Source organism: Enterobacter sp. GER_MD16_1505_Eko_090 (genome assembly GCF_003331015.1).
GTDB lineage: Bacteria > Pseudomonadota > Gammaproteobacteria > Enterobacterales > Enterobacteriaceae > Enterobacter > Enterobacter roggenkampii.
Genome location: NZ_PUQF01000002.1, coordinates 148294 through 170224 on the forward strand (window position 1 = coordinate 148294; position 21931 = coordinate 170224).

General features: G+C 55.5%; 15 protein-coding genes. 11 read left to right on the top strand and 4 right to left on the bottom strand.

Annotation, left to right across the window (positions count from 1 at the left end; genetic code table 11):
- Nucleotides 1-81 precede the first annotated feature (81 nt).
- From araD to C6A40_RS03120, 5 genes are all read left to right on the top strand, one after another.
- Nucleotides 82-777, top strand: coding sequence for an L-ribulose-5-phosphate 4-epimerase (gene araD, locus C6A40_RS03100; RefSeq protein ID WP_045335660.1), 696 nt, complete (start codon nt 82-84; stop codon nt 775-777).
- 74 nt (nt 778-851) lie between these two features.
- Nucleotides 852-3209, top strand: coding sequence for a DNA polymerase II (gene polB / locus C6A40_RS03105; protein WP_045335658.1), 2358 nt, complete (start codon nt 852-854; stop codon nt 3207-3209).
- 128 nt (nt 3210-3337) lie between these two features.
- On the top strand, nt 3338-6244 hold the full coding sequence (rapA, locus tag C6A40_RS03110; RefSeq protein ID WP_032675932.1) for an RNA polymerase-associated protein RapA: 2907 nt from the start codon (nt 3338-3340) through the stop codon (nt 6242-6244).
- 12 nt (nt 6245-6256) lie between these two features.
- Nucleotides 6257-6916, top strand: coding sequence for a bifunctional tRNA pseudouridine(32) synthase/23S rRNA pseudouridine(746) synthase RluA (gene rluA, locus C6A40_RS03115; RefSeq protein WP_058657659.1), 660 nt, complete (start codon nt 6257-6259; stop codon nt 6914-6916).
- Between the two features lie 308 nt (nt 6917-7224).
- On the top strand, nt 7225-10737 hold the full coding sequence (locus C6A40_RS03120) for an autotransporter outer membrane beta-barrel domain-containing protein (protein WP_072050935.1): 3513 nt from the start codon (nt 7225-7227) through the stop codon (nt 10735-10737).
- A 60-nt stretch (nt 10738-10797) separates the two neighbouring features.
- Here C6A40_RS03120 and djlA read toward each other — a convergent pair whose 3' ends face one another.
- Complete coding sequence (djlA, locus tag C6A40_RS03125) at nt 10798-11613, bottom strand: co-chaperone DjlA (protein WP_008502016.1); 816 nt, start codon at nt 11611-11613, stop codon at nt 10798-10800.
- Nucleotides 11614-11852: 239 nt separating this feature from the next.
- Between djlA and lptD the strand changes: the two genes are divergently transcribed.
- From lptD to apaH, 6 genes are read left to right on the top strand one after another with little or no spacing between them, the layout of a single operon-like run.
- Nucleotides 11853-14204: an LPS assembly protein LptD gene (lptD, locus tag C6A40_RS03130; RefSeq protein ID WP_008502017.1), complete on the top strand. Its 2352-nt coding sequence runs from the start codon at nt 11853-11855 to the stop codon at nt 14202-14204.
- Between the two features lie 53 nt (nt 14205-14257).
- Complete coding sequence (gene surA / locus C6A40_RS03135) at nt 14258-15544, top strand: peptidylprolyl isomerase SurA (RefSeq protein WP_008502018.1); 1287 nt, start codon at nt 14258-14260, stop codon at nt 15542-15544.
- The gene (pdxA, locus tag C6A40_RS03140; protein WP_008502019.1) at nt 15544-16530 is read left to right on the top strand and encodes a 4-hydroxythreonine-4-phosphate dehydrogenase PdxA; all 987 of its coding nucleotides are present in this window, start codon (nt 15544-15546) and stop codon (nt 16528-16530) included. Before surA ends, pdxA begins: the two co-directional genes overlap by 1 nt.
- On the top strand, nt 16527-17348 hold the full coding sequence (gene rsmA / locus C6A40_RS03145) for a 16S rRNA (adenine(1518)-N(6)/adenine(1519)-N(6))-dimethyltransferase RsmA (protein ID WP_023326680.1): 822 nt from the start codon (nt 16527-16529) through the stop codon (nt 17346-17348). The genes pdxA and rsmA overlap by 4 nt, the downstream gene beginning before the upstream one ends.
- Nucleotides 17349-17351: 3 nt before the next feature.
- On the top strand, nt 17352-17729 hold the full coding sequence (apaG, locus tag C6A40_RS03150) for a Co2+/Mg2+ efflux protein ApaG (RefSeq protein WP_045335649.1): 378 nt from the start codon (nt 17352-17354) through the stop codon (nt 17727-17729).
- Nucleotides 17730-17733: 4 nt separating this feature from the next.
- The gene (gene apaH, locus C6A40_RS03155; protein ID WP_032654900.1) at nt 17734-18582 is read left to right on the top strand and encodes a bis(5'-nucleosyl)-tetraphosphatase (symmetrical) ApaH; all 849 of its coding nucleotides are present in this window, start codon (nt 17734-17736) and stop codon (nt 18580-18582) included.
- A 41-nt stretch (nt 18583-18623) separates the two neighbouring features.
- Here the strand turns inward: apaH and folA are convergent, their stop codons facing one another.
- From folA to kefF, 3 genes are all read right to left on the bottom strand, one after another.
- Nucleotides 18624-19103, bottom strand: a complete 480-nt coding sequence (gene folA / locus C6A40_RS03160) for a type 3 dihydrofolate reductase (protein ID WP_008502023.1) — start codon at nt 19101-19103, stop codon at nt 18624-18626.
- Nucleotides 19104-19217: 114 nt separating this feature from the next.
- The gene (gene kefC / locus C6A40_RS03170) at nt 19218-21083 is read right to left on the bottom strand and encodes a glutathione-regulated potassium-efflux system protein KefC (protein ID WP_045335647.1); all 1866 of its coding nucleotides are present in this window, start codon (nt 21081-21083) and stop codon (nt 19218-19220) included.
- Nucleotides 21076-21606, bottom strand: a complete 531-nt coding sequence (kefF, locus tag C6A40_RS03175) for a glutathione-regulated potassium-efflux system oxidoreductase KefF (protein ID WP_008502025.1) — start codon at nt 21604-21606, stop codon at nt 21076-21078. Before kefF ends, kefC begins: the two co-directional genes overlap by 8 nt.
- Nucleotides 21607-21931: the final 325 nt, after the last annotated feature.

Sequence of the window (21931 nt, forward strand, 5' to 3'; positions counted from 1 at the left end):
ATGCCCGGTGGCACCGCGTTTACCGGGCCTACGGTTCTGTAGGCCGGATAAGCGAAGCGCCATCCGGCACTGGAGACAACAATGTTAGAAGAGCTCAAACGCCAGGTGCTCGAAGCCAACCTGGCGCTGCCGAAACATAATCTGGTCACCCTGACCTGGGGCAACGTCAGCGCCGTTGACCGCGAAAAAGGCGTGTTCGTGATCAAGCCTTCCGGCGTCGATTACGCGGTGATGACGGCGGACGATATGGTGGTGGTCAGCATCGAAACGGGTGAAGTGGTGGAAGGGAACAAAAAGCCCTCCTCCGATACGCCAACCCACCGCCTGCTGTACCGCTCATTCCCAACCATCGGCGGTATCGTGCATACCCATTCACGCCATGCCACCATCTGGGCGCAGGCGGGCCAGTCCATCCCGGCGACCGGCACCACCCACGCGGACTACTTCTACGGCACCATTCCCTGCACGCGTCTGATGACAGATGCGGAGATCAACGGCGAGTATGAGTGGGAAACCGGCAACGTCATTGTCGAAACCTTCGAAAAACAGGGAATCGATGCGGCGCAAATGCCCGGCGTGCTGGTGCACTCCCACGGCCCGTTCGCCTGGGGTAAAAACGCGGAAGATGCGGTGCATAACGCCATCGTGCTTGAAGAGATCGCCTATATGGGGATCTTCTGCCGCCAGCTGGCGCCGCAGCTGCCGGATATGCAGCAAACCCTGCTCGATAAGCATTATCTGCGCAAGCACGGCGCGAAGGCCTACTACGGGCAGTAAACTGTATATAAACCCAGCATTAAAATCTCAACCAGGCTATAATCAGGCCTGGTTTTGTTTTATGGGATAACGGCGTGGCGCAGGCGCAAGAAGGCTTTTTACTGACCCGACACTGGCGGGATACGCCTCAGGGCACCGAGGTTGAATTCTGGCTGGCAACGGACAACGGCCCGCTGCAGGTGACGCTGCCGCCGCAGGAGTCCGTGGCGTTTATTCCTGAAGCGCACGTCGAAAAAGTGAAACAGCTGCTGCGCGGTGAAAACGGCTGGCGCATTACCCCGCTTGAACTGAAAGATTTCCACCGTCAGCCGGTTCACGGCCTTTACTGTCGCGCCCATCGTCAGCTGATGCGCTATGAAAAACTGCTCCGTGAAGCAGGCGTGACGCTCTACGAAGCCGACATCCGCCCACCGGAGCGCTTTCTGATGGAGCGGTTTATTACCGCGCCCGTCTGGGTCGATGGTTCTCCGCAAAATGGCGGTCTCATCAACGCGCGGCTAAAGCCGAACCCGCACTACCGCCCGCCGCTGAAGTGGGTCTCCCTGGATATCGAAACCACCCGTCACGGCGAACTGTACTGTATAGGACTTGAAGGCTGCGGCGATCGGGTTGTCTATATGCTCGGGCCACCGAATGGTGATGCCTCCGCGCTGGATTTCCGGCTTGAGTATGTTACCAGCCGGCCGCAGCTGCTGGAGAAGCTCAACCAGTGGTTTGCCGACTTCGATCCCGACGTTCTGATCGGCTGGAATGTGGTGCAGTTCGACCTGCGCGTGCTGCAAAAACACGCCGAGCGTTACCGCATCCCGCTGATGCTCGGGCGCGGCAACAGCGAGCTTGAGTGGCGCGAACACGGTTTTAAGAACGGCGTCTTCTTCGCACAGGCGAACGGCCGCCTGATTATCGACGGTATCGAGGCGCTCAAGTCCGCCTTCTGGAACTTCTCGTCATTCGCCCTCGAAGCGGTGGCGCAGGAGCTGCTTGGCGAAGGCAAATCCATCGACAACCCCTGGGACAGAATGGACGAGATCGACCGGCGCTTTAACGAAGACAAGCCCGCGCTCGCCACCTATAACCTGAAAGACTGTGAGCTGGTCACGCGGATTTTCCACAAAACCGAAATCATGCCCTTCCTGCTGGAGCGCGCGACGGTAAACGGCCTTGCGGTCGACAGGCACGGCGGCTCCGTGGCGGCCTTTAGCCACCTCTATTTTCCCCGAATGCACCGGGCAGGATACGTCGCCCCCAACCTCGGGGACGTGCCGCCGCAGGCCAGCCCCGGCGGCTACGTCATGGATTCCCGACCAGGACTGTATGACTCCGTTCTGGTCCTGGACTACAAAAGCCTCTACCCGTCGATAATTCGCACCTTCCTGATCGATCCCGTCGGGCTGGTTGAGGGGCTGGCCCAGCCGGATGATGAACACAGCACCGAAGGCTTCCTCGGCGCACGCTTCTCGCGGGAAAAACACTGCCTGCCCGACATCGTGGGCAACATCTGGCACGGCCGCGATGAGGCCAAGCGCCACGGCAACAAGCCCCTCTCACAGGCGCTGAAAATCATCATGAACGCCTTCTACGGGGTGCTGGGCACTAGCGCCTGTCGCTTCTTCGACCCGCGGCTGGCGTCGTCGATCACCATGCGTGGGCACGAGATCATGCGTCAGACTAAAGCGCTGATTGAATCCCGGGGCTATGACGTCATCTACGGCGACACGGACTCCACCTTTGTATGGCTTAAGGGCGCGCATTCCGAAGACGATGCCACGCAAATCGGCAAAGCGCTGGTTGCCTTCGTGAACGACTGGTGGCAGGAACATCTGCAGAAAGCGCGGTTAACCAGCGCGCTGGAGCTGGAATTTGAAACCCATTTTGCCCGCTTCTTAATGCCCACCATCCGCGGTACCGATCAGGGCAGCAAGAAGCGCTATGCCGGGCTGATTCAGGAAGGCGACGCGCAGCGGATGGTCTTTAAAGGGCTCGAGACAGTGCGTACCGACTGGACGCCGCTGGCGCAGCAGTTCCAGCAAACGCTCTATTTGCGGGTATTTCGCAATGAGCCGTATCAGGACTACGTGCGCGAGACGATCGCCAGCCTGATGGCAGGCGAACTTGACGCGCAGCTGGTGTATCGCAAACGCCTGCGCCGCCCGCTCGCGGACTACCAGCGTAACGTTCCTCCGCACGTTCGCGCCGCGCGCCTCGCGGACGAAGAAAACGTCCGCCGCGGCCGCGCGCCGCAGTATCAGAATCGGGGAACCATCAAATACGTCTGGACGATAAACGGTCCGGAACCGGTGGATTATCAGCACTCGCCTCTGGATTATGAACACTATCTGACGCGTCAGCTTCAGCCGGTTGCCGACGGAATTTTGCCCTTCATCGACGATGATTTTGCTACACTAGTGACAGGGCAACTTGGCCTATTTTGACGCGTGACGAAATGGCTGCCATCCAGTACCATAGCGCCCTTTCCATTCCCGGACCCATTTTTCGATGACCGTCTTTTTTGACGGTGGTCGAACTATTGCCTGCAATTAAAGATTAGAGCCGAACAACTATGCCTTTTACACTTGGTCAACGCTGGATCAGCGATACAGAAAGCGAACTTGGATTAGGAACCGTCGTTGCCGTTGATGCGCGCATGGTTACCCTCCTCTTCCCTGCCACCGGTGAAAACCGCCTGTACGCCCGCAATGACTCCCCTGTAACCCGCGTGATGTTTAATCCGGGTGACACCGTGACCAGCCACGACGGCTGGCAGCTCAAGATTGAAGACGTAAAAGAAGAGAATGGACTGCTCGCCTACATCGGCACTCGCCTGGACACCGACGAGGCCAATGTCATCCTGCGCGAAGTGCTGCTCGACAGCAAGCTGGTGTTCAGCAAGCCGCAGGACCGCCTGTTTGCCGGGCAAATCGACCGTATGGATCGCTTCTCCCTGCGCTATCGCGCGCGTAAGTTCCAGAGTGAACAGTACCGCATGCCCTGGAGCGGCCTGCGCGGCCAGCGCACCAGCCTGATCCCCCACCAGCTGAACATCGCCCATGACGTGGGCCGTCGCCATGCGCCGCGCGTGCTGCTGGCAGATGAAGTGGGCCTGGGTAAAACCATCGAGGCGGGCATGATCCTGCACCAACAGCTGCTTTCCGGCGCTGCCGAGCGCGTGCTGATTGTGGTGCCAGAAACCTTACAGCACCAGTGGCTGGTTGAGATGCTGCGCCGCTTTAACCTGCGTTTCTCTCTGTTCGATGACGAACGCTACGCCGAAGCCCAGCACGATGCGGACAACCCGTTTGAAACCGAACAGCTGGTGATTTGTTCTCTCGACTTCGTGCGCCGCAGCAAGCAGCGTCTTGAGCACCTGTGCGATGCCGAGTGGGACCTGATGGTGGTCGACGAAGCGCACCACCTGGTCTGGAGCGAAGACGCGCCGAGCCGCGAATACATGGCTATCGAGCAGCTTGCCGAGCGCGTGCCTGGCGTCCTGCTGCTGACCGCTACGCCGGAACAGCTGGGTCTGGAAAGCCACTTCGCGCGTCTGCGCCTGCTCGATCCAAACCGTTTCCACGACTTCGGGCAGTTTGTGGAAGAACAGAATAACTACCGTCCGGTTGCGGATGCCGTCGCGCTGCTGCTGGCGGGCAAGCGTCTTTCTGATGACGAACTCAACACCCTGAGCGATCTGATTGGCGAGCAGGATATCGAGCCGCTGCTGCAGGCCGCTAACAGCGACAGCGACAACGCGGAATCCGCGCGTAAAGAGCTGATCGACATGCTGATGGATCGCCACGGCACCAGTCGCGTCCTGTTCCGTAACACCCGTAACGGTGTGAAAGGGTTCCCGAAACGCGAGCTGCATACCATTAAGCTGCCGCTGCCGACGCAGTATCAGACGGCAATTAAAGTTTCCGGCATCATGGGCGCGCGCAAAACGCAGGAAGAGCGCGCCCGCGACATGCTCTACCCGGAACAAATCTACCAGGAATTTGAAGGCGATACCGGCACCTGGTGGAACTTCGATCCGCGCGTAGAGTGGCTGATGGGCTACCTGACCGCGCACCGCTCCCAAAAGGTGCTGGTGATCTGCGCCAAGGCGGCCACCGCGCTGCAGCTGGAGCAGGTCCTGCGCGAGCGCGAAGGCATTCGCGCCGCCGTGTTCCACGAAGGCATGTCCATCGTTGAACGCGACCGCGCTGCGGCGTGGTTTGCCGAAGAGGACAGCGGCGCTCAGGTTATGCTGTGTTCTGAAATCGGTTCTGAAGGCCGTAACTTCCAGTTCGCCAGCAACCTGGTGATGTTCGATCTGCCGTTCAATCCGGATCTGCTGGAGCAGCGTATCGGTCGTCTGGATCGTATCGGTCAGGCGCACGATATTCAGATCCACGTGCCGTATCTGGAAAAAACGGCCCAGTCCGTGCTGGTGCGCTGGTTCCACGAAGGTCTGGATGCGTTTGAACATACCTGCCCGACGGGTCGCACCATTTACGATCAGGTGCACGGCGATCTGATCGGCTATCTGGCCGCGCCGGAAAACACCGACGGCTTTGACGATCTGATTAAGTCCTGTCGTGAGAAGCATGACGCGCTGAAAGCGCAGCTTGAACAAGGCCGCGACCGCCTGCTGGAGATCCACTCCAACGGCGGTGAAAAAGCGCAGGCGCTGGCTGAGAGCATTGAAGAGCAGGATGATGACACCAGCCTCATCAGCTTCTCCATGAACCTGTTCGACATCGTTGGCATTAACCAGGACGACCGCGGCGAGAACCTGATTGTCCTGACCCCGTCCGATCACATGCTGGTGCCAGATTTCCCGGGCCTGCCGGAAGATGGCTGCACCATCACCTTCGAGCGTGATGTGGCGCTGTCCCGCGAAGATGCCCAGTTCATCACCTGGGAACACCCGCTGATCCGTAACGGGCTGGATCTGATCCTCTCTGGCGATACCGGCAGCAGCACCATCTCGCTGTTGAAAAACAAGGCGCTGCCCGTAGGCACGCTGCTGCTGGAGCTGATCTACGTTGTGGAAGCGCAGGCGCCGAAACAGCTGCAGCTCAACCGCTTCCTGCCACCAACGCCGGTGCGTCTGCTGCTGGATAAAAACGGCACGAACCTCGCAGGACAGGTTGAATTTGAGAGCTTCAACCGCCAGCTGAGCGCGGTGAACCGCCATACCGGCAGCAAGCTGGTCAATGCGGTGCAGCAGGACGTGCATGCCATTCTCCAGCAGGGTGAAACCCAGATTGAAAAAGCGGCCAGAGCGCTGATTGACGCCGCGCGCGGTGAAGCCGACGAGAAACTGTCTGCAGAGCTGTCGCGTCTGGAGGCGTTGAAGGCCGTGAACCCGAACATCCGTGACGACGAGCTGGCGGCGATTGAAAGCAACCGTCAGCAGGTGCTGGAAAGCCTGAATCAGGCAAGCTGGCGTCTGGATGCCCTGCGTCTTATCGTTGTGACGCATCAGTAAACGGAGCGCAAGATGGTGATGGAGCCGTACAATCCGCCGCAGGATCCCTGGCTGGTCATTCTGTATCAGGATGAACACATTATGGTGGTCAACAAGCCCAGCGGGCTGTTGTCCGTACCGGGACGTCTGGATGAGCACAAAGACAGCGTGATGACGCGCATTCAGCGCGATTATCCTCAGGCGGAGTCGGTCCATCGCCTGGACATGGCGACCAGCGGCGTGATTGTGGTGGCGCTGAACAAAGCGGCAGAACGCGAGCTGAAGCGCCAGTTCCGCGAACGCGAGCCGAAGAAGCAGTATGTCGCCCGCGTCTGGGATCACCCGGCGCAGGCGGAAGGGCTGGTGGATTTACCGCTGATCTGCGACTGGCCGAATCGGCCAAAGCAGAAGGTGTGTTATGAAACCGGTAAGGCCGCGCAAACTGAGTATGAAGTGCTTGAGTACGCGCCGGATAATACCGCGCGCGTCCTGCTTAAGCCGATTACCGGACGTTCACACCAGCTGCGCGTGCATATGCTTGCGCTGGGTCATCCGATTCTGGGCGACCGCTTTTACGCGCCGCCTGAAGCGCTGGCCTTAGCGCCACGTCTGCAGCTGCACGCGCAGACGCTTACCATCACCCATCCGGCCTTCGGTAACGCGATGACGTTTAAAGCCCCGGTCGATTTTTAAATTCCTGATGTGAATATTTACTGCCAGCTCACTGTCGACGGTAAATATTCACACAGCATATATATCTCCCCTACTCATCTGAAAACCCGCCCAAGTTCATTCACGATAATTATCTCTTCCTTAAATAACAATCAGTATTTTTAGAAAGACTAAGGTTTGGATTAAAAAATATTAAATTGAACACGATGCAATTTATTACTGATAATCCAGCTCATTTTAAGGAAATACTAACTCTACCCTATCCAAACGGAGTTGTTTTTCTACTCAACAGCCACACTTAGTTTACTCATTGATTCACAAGGAAGTGTATGAACCGTTCGTATAACATCGTCTGGAATTGCGCCAGAAATATGTACATCGTTGCCTCGGAGTTTTCAAAAGGGGACAGCAAAGTTAAATCCTGCGTACGCGCCGGAAGCGCGATCGCAACGTTTATCTTGACAGGTGTTGTGGGTACCGCACACGCCAGTGACACGACGTTTGTTGCAGTCCCGGGTAGTAATACCATCAGTGGTGAATATTCAACGACGAGCCCTAATACCTCGGCGGTATCCGCCTCTGGCTCTGATGTCATCGTCACCGATAACGGCGCCTTAACGATATCCACAACCGGGGATGCAGGCATGGGGCTATCCGTGTCGAATGGAGCGAAAATCACGCTCGATGATTCGGGATCCACAATCCGCACTTCCGGGGAAGGCAGTCATGCGATAACCATTGTCGGTGATAACTCAGAAGCCATGTTGAACAACCTTACCGTTTCGACGGAAGGCGAGATCGCATCTGCCGTATTGTTTAGCTCTAATGCAAAAGGCACCATTGACGGGGGGAGCTATACGGCGACGGGAGAGGGTTCTTATGGTGTTGAGATATTGAATGGCGCAGACCTGACGATAAAAAACGCGACCATTACGACTTCCGGGTATGGCATGGCTCGGGCTATTGTTAACCGATATGCCACCCTTTCATTAGACAATGTGAATATAAACACCACGGGAGATTTTGGTAATGCAGGTATATATAACGACGGTGAATTGACCGGCTCAAACGTCACGATTACCACTACCGGAAGCCAGAGCTTTGGTATTCAAAACTATACCAACACATTTAATTTAGCGGCATCCCACGTTGAAACTTACGGTGAGCAGTCAGTTGGCATAATGAATACCGGACGCGCAGAACTCACTGACACTCATATCGTCACTCATGGGAAAAATGCTGACGCAATATCCTCTGACGGGGCAAAGAGCACATTCGTACTGAATAACGGTTCAACGATCGCGTCCGGAGAAAATTCGCGGGCAGTGGCGATGACTAACGGTGGAACCCTTGAGGCGAACAGCACAGATATCACCAGCGAACAATCTGCTGCCATTGCCTTAGAAAGCGCCAGCAGCGCGACCGTCACCCACAGCAACGTTTCCGGTAGCAATGTCGCCTTCTTGTTCAGCGGTGGAAAAAATGTCGCTACGATTGACGGAGGGAGCATTACGGCAACCGCGTCAGGAGGAAGTGCTTTTGCGGTGGATTCCGGATCTGCCGATATTAACGTGAAGAATGTGCAAACGATGAACGCAGACAATCTGCTCACCGTGGCCAATACCACTGATGCAGTCACCCTTCGCGCTGAAAACAGCAAGCTGTCCGGCGCCGTTAAGGCCAGCGGTGATAACGTCAGCATGACGCTGGATGCGAACAGCCAATGGCTGCTGACGGCCGATTCCAGCGTCGGTAATCTTACCAGCAGCGGACGCATCACACTCGGCGATGAAAACGGCAGTACTGGTACACTCAATGTCGGTAATCTCACCCTTCGGGCTAACAGCCAAACTGATGTCTATCTTGACGCAAACGCGACCAGTGCGCCTATTGTCGCTCAGAATGCGACGCTTGATGGCACACTAAATATTACAGGTTACGGTAGTGCCAGCACGCTTTCCGCGGATAGCGCCTTCACGGTGATTGACGCTGAAAATGCAATCAGTGGCAATTTTACCAACCTCACCGTCGCGGGCATGGCATCTGGCTCCGTTGACTTCATCACCTTTAGCGGCACCATTGATCCCGCCGACGTGACCAATTACGTCCTGACACCGTCATTAACCTGGTATGCCAGCCAGAACCCAGCGGCAACAGCGGCTCACGGCACATTCACTCTGAACAATCCTGACGGCAGCTTTACGCTGAGCACGGCGCTTGTCGATCAAAACGCCGAAGCCACGACCGGATGGGACGGAAAATCGCTGACCAAAGAGGGGCAAGGTACGCTGATCCTTAATGCCGCAAACAGTTACAGCGGCACAACGGATGTGAACCAGGGCACGCTCTGGCTGGACGAGGCTGGCGTTATCGGCGTACAAAACAGCGAGCAGGCCGTGAATGTCGCGGCAGGCGCCACGTTTGGCGGTTCCAACGGTGTGGTGAACGGCAATGTTAATAGCAAGGGTACCGTTCAGTTCAACGACACGCTAACGATCAATGGTGATCTGAGCAACGCAGGCAGCATTGTCAGCGGCAATATTGAGGGAACCAATGGTGCGACGACCGGCAACACGCTGATCGTAAACGGCGATTACACCAGCAACCAGGGCTCTGTGACGCTAAATACGCAGTTAGGCGACGACACGTCTCCAACCGATATGCTTAACATTACGGGGAATACGTCCGGGAACACCACCCTGTACATTAACAACGTTGGTGGTCAGGGCGCACTGACCCAAAACGGTATTGAAGTGATTACGGTCGGCGGTGAATCAAACGGCACCTTTGTTCAGGGTAATCAGGTCCAGATTAACGCCTACGAATACCGCCTGTATCAGGACTCAGGGGACTGGTATCTTCGTTCCCAGGCCACGAGTGATAATGGCGACGTAACGCCTCAGTATCGTGCCGATATCGGTTCATACCTCAGCAACCAGTGGCTGGCTCGCGATCTGCAAATGCAGACCCTGTCAGACCGAGAAGGCAGTCAGTTCAAATCGGAAAACGGCACGACATGGGCGCGTTTCAAAGCAGGTAAGAACCAGTCTACTGCGGCAGAGAGCAATATTGATATCGACAGCAACTACTCCCAGTTCCAGATTGGGGGCGATGTTGCCGCCTGGAACAACGGCGAACAAAGCCTGGTGGTCGGGGTTATGGGTAGCTATATCAACGCCAGCAGCGACAGCACTGGCAATAAAGGTGCTGACGGCAGCCGCTTTAGCGCTGACGGTAAAGTCGATGGCTATAACCTCGGAGTCTATGCAACGTGGTTTGCCGATGCCCGACAGCATCAGGGTTTTTATGTCGACAGTTGGTATCAGTATGGGATGTACCACAACAGCGTAGATAACGGTGACGTTGGCTCAACGGATTACGATTCAAACGCCAACGCCGTTTCGCTGGAAACAGGCTACCGCTACGATATCGCACTCGGCGACAACACGCTGAGCCTCACGCCGCAGGCACAGGTCGTCTGGCAGGATTACAGTGCGGATGACATAAAAGACAGCAGCGGCACGACGATTGATGGGCAAAACGGCGAAAGCTGGACCACCCGTTTAGGCCTGCGCATTGACAGCAAGATGAATAAGTCGAACGACGCGGTTATCCAGCCGTTTGCGGAGGCCAACTGGCTGCATACCTCTGAAGACACGGCAGTCAACTTTGGTGACACACAGATCAAACAGGACCTTCCTGCCGATCGTGCGGAGCTGAAAGCGGGTATTCAGGCAAATGTGAGCAAGCAATGGAGCGTTATTGCCCAGGTCTCCGGACAGAAAGGTGATAATGATTACAGCGATGTAAACGGTAGCCTGAACGTACGCTACAGCTGGTAACGCTGTATAAAGGGCCTGGCAGCTCATGCCGTCAGGCCCTTCATCATTCTAAAAAGGGGCTTATTTGAAGCCTTTCTTCTCTTTAATCAGCTCGTACGCTTTCTGAATTTCCTGCGCTTTTTGCTTCGCCATCTCCATCATTTCAGGCGGTAAGCCTTTTGCAACGAGCTTGTCTGGATGGTGCTCGCTCATGAGCTTACGATAGGCACGTTTGATGGTGGTCTGATCGTCAGAGGGTTTTACGCCAAGCACGTTGCAGGCATCTTCCAGCGTCGGACCACGCTGCGCCTGCTGCCAGGCACCGCCAGAAGACTGCTGGTGATACCCGCCGCCAAACTGCGCGCCACCCTGCATCATGCGCAGGAACTGATCGAACTGCATACGGGAGATACCCAGCTCTTCCGCAATCACGTATAAAACATCGCGTTCGTTAGGGTGAAGCGAGCCGTCGGCGAAGGCCGCCTGAATCTGAATTTCCAGAAACATCCGAATTAAATCAAAACGGCCGAAGCAGATGCTGCGGAACTGGCGCATTTTTTCGCGAAGCGGGTAGTTATCGGATTTCCCAATGCGAAACGCATTTTGCGCCTCCAGGCGGGAGTCACCGTGCAGATTCATGCGATCCATAAAGACGCTGGCAATCTGAATATCGGCTTCCGTGACGCGCCCTTTGGATTTGGTTAAATGCCCCATCACCTCAAAAGTGGTGGAGAAAAAGAGTGACTGGCGCTCGCGCTGGTTGGCAAACCAGGCCATTTTACGGCTGCGCGCCTTATCAAACATATGGCCAATAATAAGCCCCAGCACTATTCCCCAGAACCCGGCACCCATGATGATGGCGAACGCAACGCCGATTATTTTACCCCAATACTGCATATACTCCCCGGATAGTCATATTCCTGGCCGACGCAACGTCATCATCACTGTGTTCAAGTCACGGTCAATTGAAGGACATCGCCTATAATTTGCTTTATCATACTCGTCATTCGATAGCGAGCCTAACACTCTGGCACGCAAACGGGCAGGATTAACGCTGGTACTGCGCAGATGAGTAAGATAGTCTCTGAGCGTTTGTAAGCCGTAGCCACTGATGACGGAACAATAAAATACAACGTATGAAAAAACGTATCCCCACCCTCCTGGCCACAATGATTGGCACCGCCCTGTACAGTCAACAGGGGCTGGCGGCCGATCTCGCCTCGCAGTGTATGCTTGGCGTCCCAAGTTATAATCGCCCACTGGTGAGTGGCGATACCAATAGCTTGCCGGTAACCATTACTGCCGACAGTTCAAAAGGGACTTACCCTGACAATGCCACCTTTACAGGCAATGTCGATATTAACCAGGGCAATAGCCGCCTGCAGGCAGATGAAGTGCAGTTGCACCAGAAGCAGCCGGAAGGTGCGGCCGAGCCGGTACGAACGGTGGATGCGCTGGGTAATGTGCACTATGACGACAATCAGGTCATCCTGAAAGGTCCGAAAGCCTGGTCAAACCTGAATACCAAAGACACTAACGTCTGGAAAGGTGATTACCAGATGGTGGGTCGCCAGGGGCGCGGTGACGCAGACCTGATGAAACAGCGCGGTGAAAACCGCTATACGATCCTGGAAAATGGCACGTTCACGTCGTGTCTGCCGGGTTCAAATACCTGGAGCGTGGTCGGGAGCGAAGTTATCCATGACCGCGAAGAGCAGGTCGCAGAGATCTGGAACGCCCGCTTCAAGGTGGGTCCGGTCCCCATATTCTACAGCCCTTATCTGCAGCTTCCCGTGGGTGACAAACGTCGCTCCGGTTTCCTGATCCCGAATGCCAAATACAGCACCACGAACTACTTTGAGTTCTACCTGCCGTATTACTGGAACATCGCGCCTAACATGGATGCGACGATCACGCCGCACTATATCCACAAGCGCGGTAACGTCATGTGGGAGAACGAGTTCCGCTATCTGACTCAGGCAGGTGCGGGTCTGATGGAGCTGGATTATCTGCCGTCGGATAAAGTCTTCCAGGACGAGCATCCCACTGAAGGTGATAAGCACCGCTGGATGTATTTCTGGCAGCATTCCGGGGTGATGGATCAGGTGTGGCGTTTCAACGTCAATTACACCAAGGTCAGTGACCCGAACTACTTCAACGATTTTTCGTCAAAATACGGTTCGAGTACCGACGGTTATGCAACGCAGATCTTCAGCGTTGGCTATGCGGTGCAGAACTTCGATGCGACGGTAACTAGTAAGCAGTTCCAGGTGTTCTCAAGCCAGACGGCGAGTACCTATGGTGCCGAACCGCAGTTGGACGTTAACTGGTACCAGAATGACGTAGGGCCATTTGATACCCGCATTTATGGCCAGGCAGTGCATTTTGTAAACACCAATTCCTCTATGCCGGAAGCCACCCGTGTTCACCTGGAGCCCGTCATTAACCTTCCATGGTCGAATGACTGGGCTAGTCTGAACACGGAAGCTAAGCTGATGGCGACACACTATCAGCAGAAAAACATAGATGATTACAACGCGAACCCAAACAATACCGGTCACCTGGAAGAATCAGTAAACCGTACGCTTCCTCAGTTCAAAATGGACGGTAAGCTGATCTTCGAACGCGATATGGATCTTCTGGCGGATGGCTATACCCAGACGCTGGAGCCACGTATGCAGTATCTGTACGTGCCTTATCGCGATCAGAGCAACATCAATAACTACGACTCTTCTTTACTGCAGTCTGACTACAGTGGCCTGTTCCGCGACCGTACCTACGGTGGCCTTGACCGCATCGCATCAGCGAACCAGTTAACGACCGGGGTCACATCGCGCGTTTATGATGATGCTGCCGTTGAACGTTTTAACGTTTCTGTTGGTCAAATCTATTATTTCACCGAGTCTCGCACGGGCGATGACAACATTAAGTGGGAGAAAGATAATAAGACGGGTTCGCTGATTTGGGCTGGCGATACCTACTGGCGTATGACCGATCGTTGGGGCCTGCGTGGTGGCGTTCAGTATGACACCCGTCTCGACAATATCGCTAACAGCACGGCGGCTATAGAATATCGCCGGGATGAAGATCGGATGGTGCAATTGACCTATCGTTATGCCAGTCCCGAATATATTCAGGCGACATTACCAAACTATGGTACTGCCGAGCAGTATAAAGACGGTATTTCGCAGGTGGGTGGCGCAGCGAGTTGGCCTATCGCCGACCGTTGGTCAATCGTAGGCGCTTACTACTTTGACACTAACACCAATAAAGCTGCTGACCAGATGTTGGGGCTGCAATATAACTCCTGCTGCTACGCGCTGCGTGTTGGTTACGAACGTAAGCTTAACGGCTGGGAAAACAATCAGAGCAAATACGATAACGTGATTGGCTTTAACTTCGAGTTACGCGGCCTGAGTTCCAACTACGGTCTGGGTACGCAGAAAATGCTGCGCTCGAACATTCTGCCTTACCGCAGTTCCTTGTAATGTGCTTGATTTGCAACGTAATCCGCTTTGCGGTTAATTGAAATGGAAAAAGTATGAAGAACTGGAAAACGCTGCTGCTCGGTGTCGCTATGGTTGCGAATACCAGCTTCGCGGCCCCCCAGGTTGTTGATAAAGTCGCTGCTGTGGTTAACAACGGCGTCGTGCTTGAAAGTGACGTTGACGGTCTGATGAAATCGGTGAAGCTCAATTCGGGCGAAGCGGGTCAGCAGCTTCCGGATGACGCCACGCTGCGCCACCAGATCCTGGAACGCCTGATCATGGATCAGATCGTTCTTCAGATGGGGCAGAAAATGGGTGTGAAGGTCACTGACGAGCAGCTCGATCAGGCGATCGCTAACATCGCAAAGCAGAACAATATGTCTTTAGACCAGATGCGCAGCCGTCTGGCCTATGACGGCATCAGCTACGCTACCTATCGTAACCAGATCCGTAAAGAGATGCTGATTTCGGAAGTGCGTAACAACGAAGTGCGTCGCCGCGTCACTATCCTGCCTCAGGAAGTGGACGCGCTGGCAAAACAGGTGGGTAACCAGAACGATGCAAGCACAGAGCTGAACCTGAGCCACATTCTGATCCCACTGCCAGAGAACCCTACGTCCGATCAGGCTGCGGAAGCAGAAAGCCAGGCACGTTCAATTGTCGAACAGGCGCGTAACGGCGGTGACTTTGGCAAGCTGGCCATCACCTACTCCGCAGACCAACAGGCGCTGAAAGGCGGCCAGATGGGCTGGGGACGTATTCAGGAGCTGCCATCCCTCTTTGCTCAGGCACTGAGCACGGCTAAGAAAGGCGATATCGTCGGTCCAATCCGTTCAGGCGTGGGCTTCCACATTCTGAAAGTGAACGATCTGCGCGGCCAGAGCCAAAATATCTCCGTTACCGAAGTTCACGCTCGCCACATTCTGCTGAAGCCGTCACCAATCATGACTGACGATCAGGCGCGTGCGAAGCTGGAACAGATTGCGGCAGATATTAAGAGCGGTAAAACCTCGTTTGCGAAGGCAGCAAAAGAGTTCTCTCAGGATCCTGGCTCTGCTAACCAGGGTGGCGATCTGGGCTGGGCAGCGGCGGATATTTACGATCCTGCCTTCCGTGACGCGTTGATGAAGCTGAACAAAGGCCAGATCAGCGCGCCGGTACACTCTTCGTTTGGCTGGCATCTGATCGAGCTGATGGACACTCGTAACGTTGATAAAACGGATGCAGCACAGAAAGACAGAGCCTACCGCATGCTGTTTAACCGTAAGTTTTCTGAAGAAGCAGCCACCTGGATGCAGGAACAACGCGCCAGTGCTTACGTGAAAGTGCTGAGCAACTAATGAAACAGCATCGTGTTGTTATCACGCCCGGCGAACCCGCCGGGATTGGGCCTGACCTCGTTGTCCAGCTTGCCCAGCGCAGCTGGCCAGTAGAACTGGTTGTCTGCGCCGATGCAACACTGTTACAAGACCGGGCAGCGCTGCTCGGTCTGCCTTTAACGCTCATCCCTTACGTTGAAGGTCAACAGCCTGCACCGCAGCAAGCCGGTACCCTCACCCTTCTTTCTGTTCCCCTTCGTACGCCGGTCATTCCTGGCCAGCTCAGCACGGAAAACGGCCACTATGTCGTTGAAACCCTTGCGCGCGCCTGCGACGGTTGCCTGAAGGGCGAATTTGCCGCCCTGATTACCGGCCCCGTCCACAAAGGCGTGATCAACGAAGCGGGCATACCGTTTACCGGGCATACGGAGTTCTTTGAAGAGCGCTCGCACAGTCCGAAAGTGGTGATGATGCTGGCGACGGAAGAAATGCGCGTTGCGCTGGTGACCACCCATCTGCCGATCAAAGCGATTCCTGATGCGATCACGCCTGAACTCCTGCGCGAGATCATCGGGATTTTGCATCACGATCTGCAGACAAAATTTGGGATCCCGCAGCCGCATGTGCTGGTCTGCGGCCTGAATCCGCACGCCGGCGAAGGCGGGCACATGGGTACCGAAGAGATCGACACCATCATTCCGGTACTCAACGAAATGCGGGCGAAGGGGATGAATCTCAGCGGTCCGCTGCCTGCTGATACCCTTTTCCAGCCGAAATACCTGGATAATGCCGACGCCGTGCTCGCGATGTACCACGATCAGGGCCTGCCCGTGCTAAAATACCAGGGCTTTGGCCGCGGCGTGAATATCACCCTCGGTTTACCCTTTATTCGAACGTCCGTTGACCACGGTACTGCGCTGGATCTGGCAGGCCAGGGGAAGGCGGATGTCGGCAGTTTTATTACGGCGCTTAATCTCGCCATCAAAATGATTGTTAATACTCAATGACTAATCGAGTCCATCAGGGCCACTTAGCCCGTAAACGTTTCGGGCAAAACTTCCTAAACGATCAGTTCGTGATCGAAAGCATTGTCTCGGCTATTAATCCGCAAAAAGGCCAGGCGATGGTCGAAATCGGCCCGGGTCTTGCCGCGCTGACCGAACCGGTAGGCGAGCGCCTCGACGAGCTGACCGTCATCGAACTGGACCGCGATCTGGCCGCACGCCTGCAAACGCACCCATTCCTCGGGCCGAAGCTGACCATCTATCAGCAGGACGCCATGACCATGAACTTCGGCGAACTGTCAGAAAAAATGGGTCGGCCGCTGCGCGTATTCGGCAACCTGCCGTATAACATCTCCACGCCGCTCATGTTCCACCTCTTTAGCTATACTGATGCCATTGCCGACATGCACTTCATGTTGCAAAAAGAGGTGGTTAACCGCCTGGTTGCAGGCCCGAATAGTAAAGCGTATGGTCGTTTAAGCGTGATGGCGCAATATTACTGCAACGTGATCCCGGTACTCGAAGTACCGCCGTCAGCGTTCACACCACCACCGAAAGTGGATTCAGCGGTTGTGCGCCTTGTGCCGCACAAAACGAAACCGTACCCGGTAAAAGATCTGCGTGTACTGAGCCGCATTACCACTGAAGCCTTTAACCAGCGTCGTAAAACGATCCGTAACAGCCTCAGCAATTCCTTCACCGTTGAGGTGTTAGCTGAGCTTGGGATCGACCCGGCAATGCGTGCGGAGAACATCTCCGTAGAGCAGTACTGCAAGCTGGCTAATTACATCAGCGAAAATGCGCCGCCGAAGGAGAGTTAAGCCATGATTGATTCGCCCCGCGTATGTGTCCATGTACAAAGCGTTTATGTTGAATCACAGTCCTCACCGGATGAAGAACGTTATGTCTTTGCTTACACCGTGACCATTCGCAATCTGGGGCGGACGCCCGTGCAGCTGCGCGGACGCTACTGGCTTATCACCAACGGCAATGGCCGCGAAATCGAAGTCCAGGGGGAAGGTGTGGTCGGTGAACAGCCTCATATCGCCCCTGGCGAAGAGTACCAGTACACCAGCGGCGCGGTGATTGAAACGCCGATGGGTACCATGCAAGGCCATTATGAAATGGTCGACGTCGATGGCAATGATTTCCGCGTTGCCATTCCTGTGTTCCGTCTCGCCGTAACCACACTCATTCATTAATCTAATGTCTACATATCTGATTGGCGACGTTCACGGTTGCTACGATGAACTGATCGCATTATTAAAACAGGTCGACTTTACGCCAGGACAGGACACACTCTGGCTGACGGGCGATTTAGTCGCGCGTGGCCCCGGCTCCCTTGAAGTATTACGTTTCGTCAAATCGCTAGGCGACAGCGTGCGCATGGTGCTGGGCAATCACGATCTGCATCTGCTGGCGGTGTTCGCCGGGATCAGCCGCAACAAGCCTAAAGATCGCCTCACCCCGCTGCTGGATGCGCCAGATGCCGACGATCTGATTAACTGGCTGCGCCGTCAGCCGCTGCTGCAGGTCGACGAAGAGAAAAAGCTGGTCATGGCGCATGCCGGGATCACGCCACAATGGGATCTTGAGACGGCGAAAACCTGTGCGCGCGACGTTGAGGCGGTGCTGGCGAGCGACTCCTATCCTTTCTTCCTCGATGCCATGTACGGCGATATGCCGAACCACTGGAGCGAGGATCTCAGCGGTCTGGCGCGTCTGCGCTTTATTACCAACGCCTTCACCCGCATGCGTTTCTGCTTCCCGAACGGACAGCTGGACATGTATTCCAAAGAGACGCCGGAGAGCGCGCCCGCTCCGCTAAAACCGTGGTTTGCCATTCCGGGGCCGGTGACAAGTGAGTACAACGTGGTATTTGGTCACTGGGCTGCACTGGAAGGAAAAGGAACGCCGGAAGGGATCTACGGTCTGGATACCGGATGCTGCTGGGGCGGAGAGTTAACCTGCTTACGCTGGGAAGATAAAACTTACTTTGTTCAGCCGTCCAACCGACAGCTGGATTTAGGGGGAGACGAGGCGGTTGCCTCCTGATATGCACTTCCCTCTCCCGGCCGGGAGAGGGGAAAAATCACTTAACGACGTTCCAGAATCTCGAAGCAGTAGCTGTGGGAGTTCTGTGCATCCGCGTCGTGGAATTCACTGAATACCGATTCCCACTCGTCCGGATCGTAGTCAGGGAAATGGGTATCCCCTTCCACTTCCGCATCAATGTGGGTCAGATACAGCTTCTGCGCTTTTGGCAGGAACTGCTCGTACACGCGCCCGCCGCCAATCACCATGATCTCTTCGGCATTGCCGCATGCAGCAATCGCCTCGTCGACTGATTTTACCCATTCGACGCGATCGTCAGTGCCCGGCTGGCTGCTGATAACGATATTTTTACGGCCCGGCAATGGACGACCAATCGACTCCCAGGTCAGGCGGCCCATCACTACCGGCTTGTTTAACGTAGTACGTTTAAACCATGCGAGATCGGCAGGCAGGTTCCACGGCATGGCATTTTCCATACCGATAACGCGGTCCACCGCCAGCGCTGCAATCAGACTGATCATTGAAAATTTCCCGGATGCAAAAAATTGCCGCCACTATACGGAAAGCTTAATCTTTCGTCGACTGGCGGCAGGGTAAAGATAAAGAAATTTTTTATTATTGCTGGCAACTCCACTTCACGCGGAAGGTTTACTCTCCGGCTCGTCAGCCGGATCCCCGGTATGCTTGCCCTCTTCCGTGCCCTGCCAGCCGTGACGCTGGATCAGCGACAGGTGATTACGGTCCTCGTTAATGATTTCCGTCAGCATCGCGCTGGTGCGTTTAAACACCGCCGCACGCTCGGTGGCCGTACTCCCGGCCATCGCCGCCATCTCTTCGACCATCTCGGTGTTAAAGCGGCGGAACAGGTCCGCACGCTCGCGCGCTTCGTACGCGCCGAGCCCCAGATTTTCCAGCGCCATGCGGCCAGACTTCAGCGCACCTTCAAAGGTTTCACGCTCCGGTGCTTCTACCCCCGCCTGCCGCAGCCGGATATAGTGATCAACATCGCGGGCGCGTGAAATGATGGTCAGATTCGGGAAATGTTCTTTCGCCATTTCCACCATCTGCAGGCTGGTCTCCGGATCGTCAATGGCGTTAATCAACACCTCCGCTTTTGCCGCCCCGGCAGATTCCAGCAGATCGATGCGGGTCGCATCGCCGTAAAACACCTTCATATCAAATTTTCGCAGGGTATCGACATGGTCGGGGTCGTGATCGAGGATAACCATTTTCACCCCGCTGGACAGCAGCAGACGGCCAACGATCTGCCCGTAGCGGCCAAATCCGGCAATAATGACGCGCGGCTGCTCTTCGTCAATTTCATCGGCTTCGCGCTCCTGCTCGCTACCCGATTTTTCCAGACGCGTCAGCACCACCAGCAGAATAGGCGTCGCGGCCATCGACAGCGCGACCGCGAGCGTCAGCGCTTTCGCCCATTCTGGGTCGAGGACGTTTGCCATCTGTGCTGCGCCAAAGACCACAAACGCAAATTCACTCCCCTGCCCCAGCAGAACCGCAAACCAGCTGCGCTGCTTATTCGGCACCTTGAGCGGACGCGCAATCAGCCACAGCATCGCCATTTTAATGATCAGGAAGCCAACCAGCAGGATGACGATCCGCAGCGGGTGCGTCACCAGCGTGCCGAAGTCGACGGACATCCCCACGCCGATGAAAAACAGCCCCAGCAGCAAGCCTTTAAACGGCTCGATATCGCTTTCCAGCGCGTGACGGTATTCGGAACTCGCCAGCAGAACGCCGGCCAGGAACGCCCCCATCGCCATCGACAGCCCGGCTTCCTCCAGCAGCAAACCAAAGCTAAACACCAGGAAGAGCGCCACGGCGCTGAACACTTCGCGAAGGCCCGAGCGGGCAACGAACCGCAGCAGCGGACGGGTGACGTAGCGACCAAGCAGCACCACCAGCGCCAGCGCCCCCACCACTTTTAATGCCGACAGCGCGATCGCCCCCAGCGTCGTGGCGGAACCGCTGGCCGCCAGCAGTGGGATCATCGCCACCAGCGGGATAGCGGCAATGTCCTGGAACAGCAGCACCGAGAACGCGCTGCGTCCCATCTGGGAGACCGTCAGATTGCGCTCGTTCATGGCCTGCATGGCAATGGCGGTCGAGGAGAGCGCCAGCGTCATGCCGATAAGCTCTGCCACTTTCCAGTCCATGCCCAGCAGGATGCAGAACCCACCCAGCAGCAGGCCGCAGGCCACCATCTGCAGCGCCCCGCCGCCAAACACCGAGGCGCGAAGCTTCCACAGGCGCTGCGGATCGAGTTCCAGACCAATCACAAAGAGCATCAGCACAACGCCGATTTCAGCGAAATGGAGGATTGCCTCTGCATCCGTCACCAGTCGAAAGCCCCACGGCCCAATGACGCAGCCCGCAATCAGATAGCCGAGAACAGAGCCCAGTCCCAGGCGAACCGCCACGGGCACAATCAGCGCCGCCGCGCCGAGGTATATCAGCGCCTGTATCAGCGTATGGCTATCCATGGTGCGCCTCCTGCCACTCAAGTAAGCGTTGTTTATAATGGCGCGCCTGCGCCTGCAGCGTTTCATCGTCGCAGACAAAGGTGCAGTGCATCGCAAAAGGCGGGAGCCAGTTCAGCCCGCAATAAAGTGCGGTCGCCTGCAGCGGCTGTGCCAGAACCTCAAACCCCGGGAAGGAACCAATATCAAAGTGGCTTTCCCCTCCACCCGTGGTGACCGCCCACATCAGGCTTTTCCCTTTTAGGGCATGGCCATTGTGGCCATACGCCCAGCCGTGGGAGAAGACTTTATCAATCCACAATTTCAGGAGCGGGGGCGTGCTGTACCACTGCATGGGATGCTGCCAGACGATCAGATCGGCACGGGAGAGCGCCTCCTGTTCGGCGGCAATATCGATGTTGAAATCGGGATAGAGTTGATAGAGGGAACGTATCTCGACGTTTTCAAGCGTCCTTACCTGCTCAAGCATCCGCTTATTCGCATGCGAGTGCTGCGGATAGGGGTGCGCATAAATTATGAGTATCATCAAATGGCCTGTCTTTTTCTCTTCTTGTAGCAGTGAGTGTAGACAGTTAACCCGCCCGGTGAAAGGGGCGCAGCAGCCATGAAAAGGAAAGCGCAGCTATTGGTAATCATCATTCGTTGGACGATTTTTCCTCTCCAAAAAAATCCAGGACGTGAATACCTCACTTCAATCCATAAAGGAATAAGATATTTTAAGAAAATCTAAAATAATTATTTAATAAATCGATCTATACATAAAACATTGAAAAAATAATAATTTTACGCTCTTTGTAGCGAGCTCATTCTTTTTCTCCGCATACTGACGTGATTTTAATACGTCGTATCGC

Bases quoted from the DNA above. Each gene is read 5' to 3' on its own strand.
- djlA (WP_008502016.1), bottom strand. From the start codon at position 11,613: ATGCAGTATTGGGGTAAAATAATCGGCGTTGCGTTCGCCATCATCATG.
- C6A40_RS03120 (WP_072050935.1), top strand. From the start codon at position 7,225: ATGAACCGTTCGTATAACATCGTCTGGAATTGCGCCAGAAATATGTAC.
- surA (WP_008502018.1), top strand. From the start codon at position 14,258: ATGAAGAACTGGAAAACGCTGCTGCTCGGTGTCGCTATGGTTGCGAAT.
- apaH (WP_032654900.1), top strand. From the start codon at position 17,734: ATGTCTACATATCTGATTGGCGACGTTCACGGTTGCTACGATGAACTG.
- rluA (WP_058657659.1), top strand. From the start codon at position 6,257: ATGGTGATGGAGCCGTACAATCCGCCGCAGGATCCCTGGCTGGTCATT.
- rsmA (WP_023326680.1), top strand. From the start codon at position 16,527: ATGACTAATCGAGTCCATCAGGGCCACTTAGCCCGTAAACGTTTCGGG.
- kefC (WP_045335647.1), bottom strand. From the start codon at position 21,083: ATGGATAGCCATACGCTGATACAGGCGCTGATATACCTCGGCGCGGCG.
- rapA (WP_032675932.1), top strand. From the start codon at position 3,338: ATGCCTTTTACACTTGGTCAACGCTGGATCAGCGATACAGAAAGCGAA.
- araD (WP_045335660.1), top strand. From the start codon at position 82: ATGTTAGAAGAGCTCAAACGCCAGGTGCTCGAAGCCAACCTGGCGCTG.
- lptD (WP_008502017.1), top strand. From the start codon at position 11,853: ATGAAAAAACGTATCCCCACCCTCCTGGCCACAATGATTGGCACCGCC.
- folA (WP_008502023.1), bottom strand. From the start codon at position 19,103: ATGATCAGTCTGATTGCAGCGCTGGCGGTGGACCGCGTTATCGGTATG.
- pdxA (WP_008502019.1), top strand. From the start codon at position 15,544: ATGAAACAGCATCGTGTTGTTATCACGCCCGGCGAACCCGCCGGGATT.
- kefF (WP_008502025.1), bottom strand. From the start codon at position 21,606: ATGATACTCATAATTTATGCGCACCCCTATCCGCAGCACTCGCATGCG.
- apaG (WP_045335649.1), top strand. From the start codon at position 17,352: ATGATTGATTCGCCCCGCGTATGTGTCCATGTACAAAGCGTTTATGTT.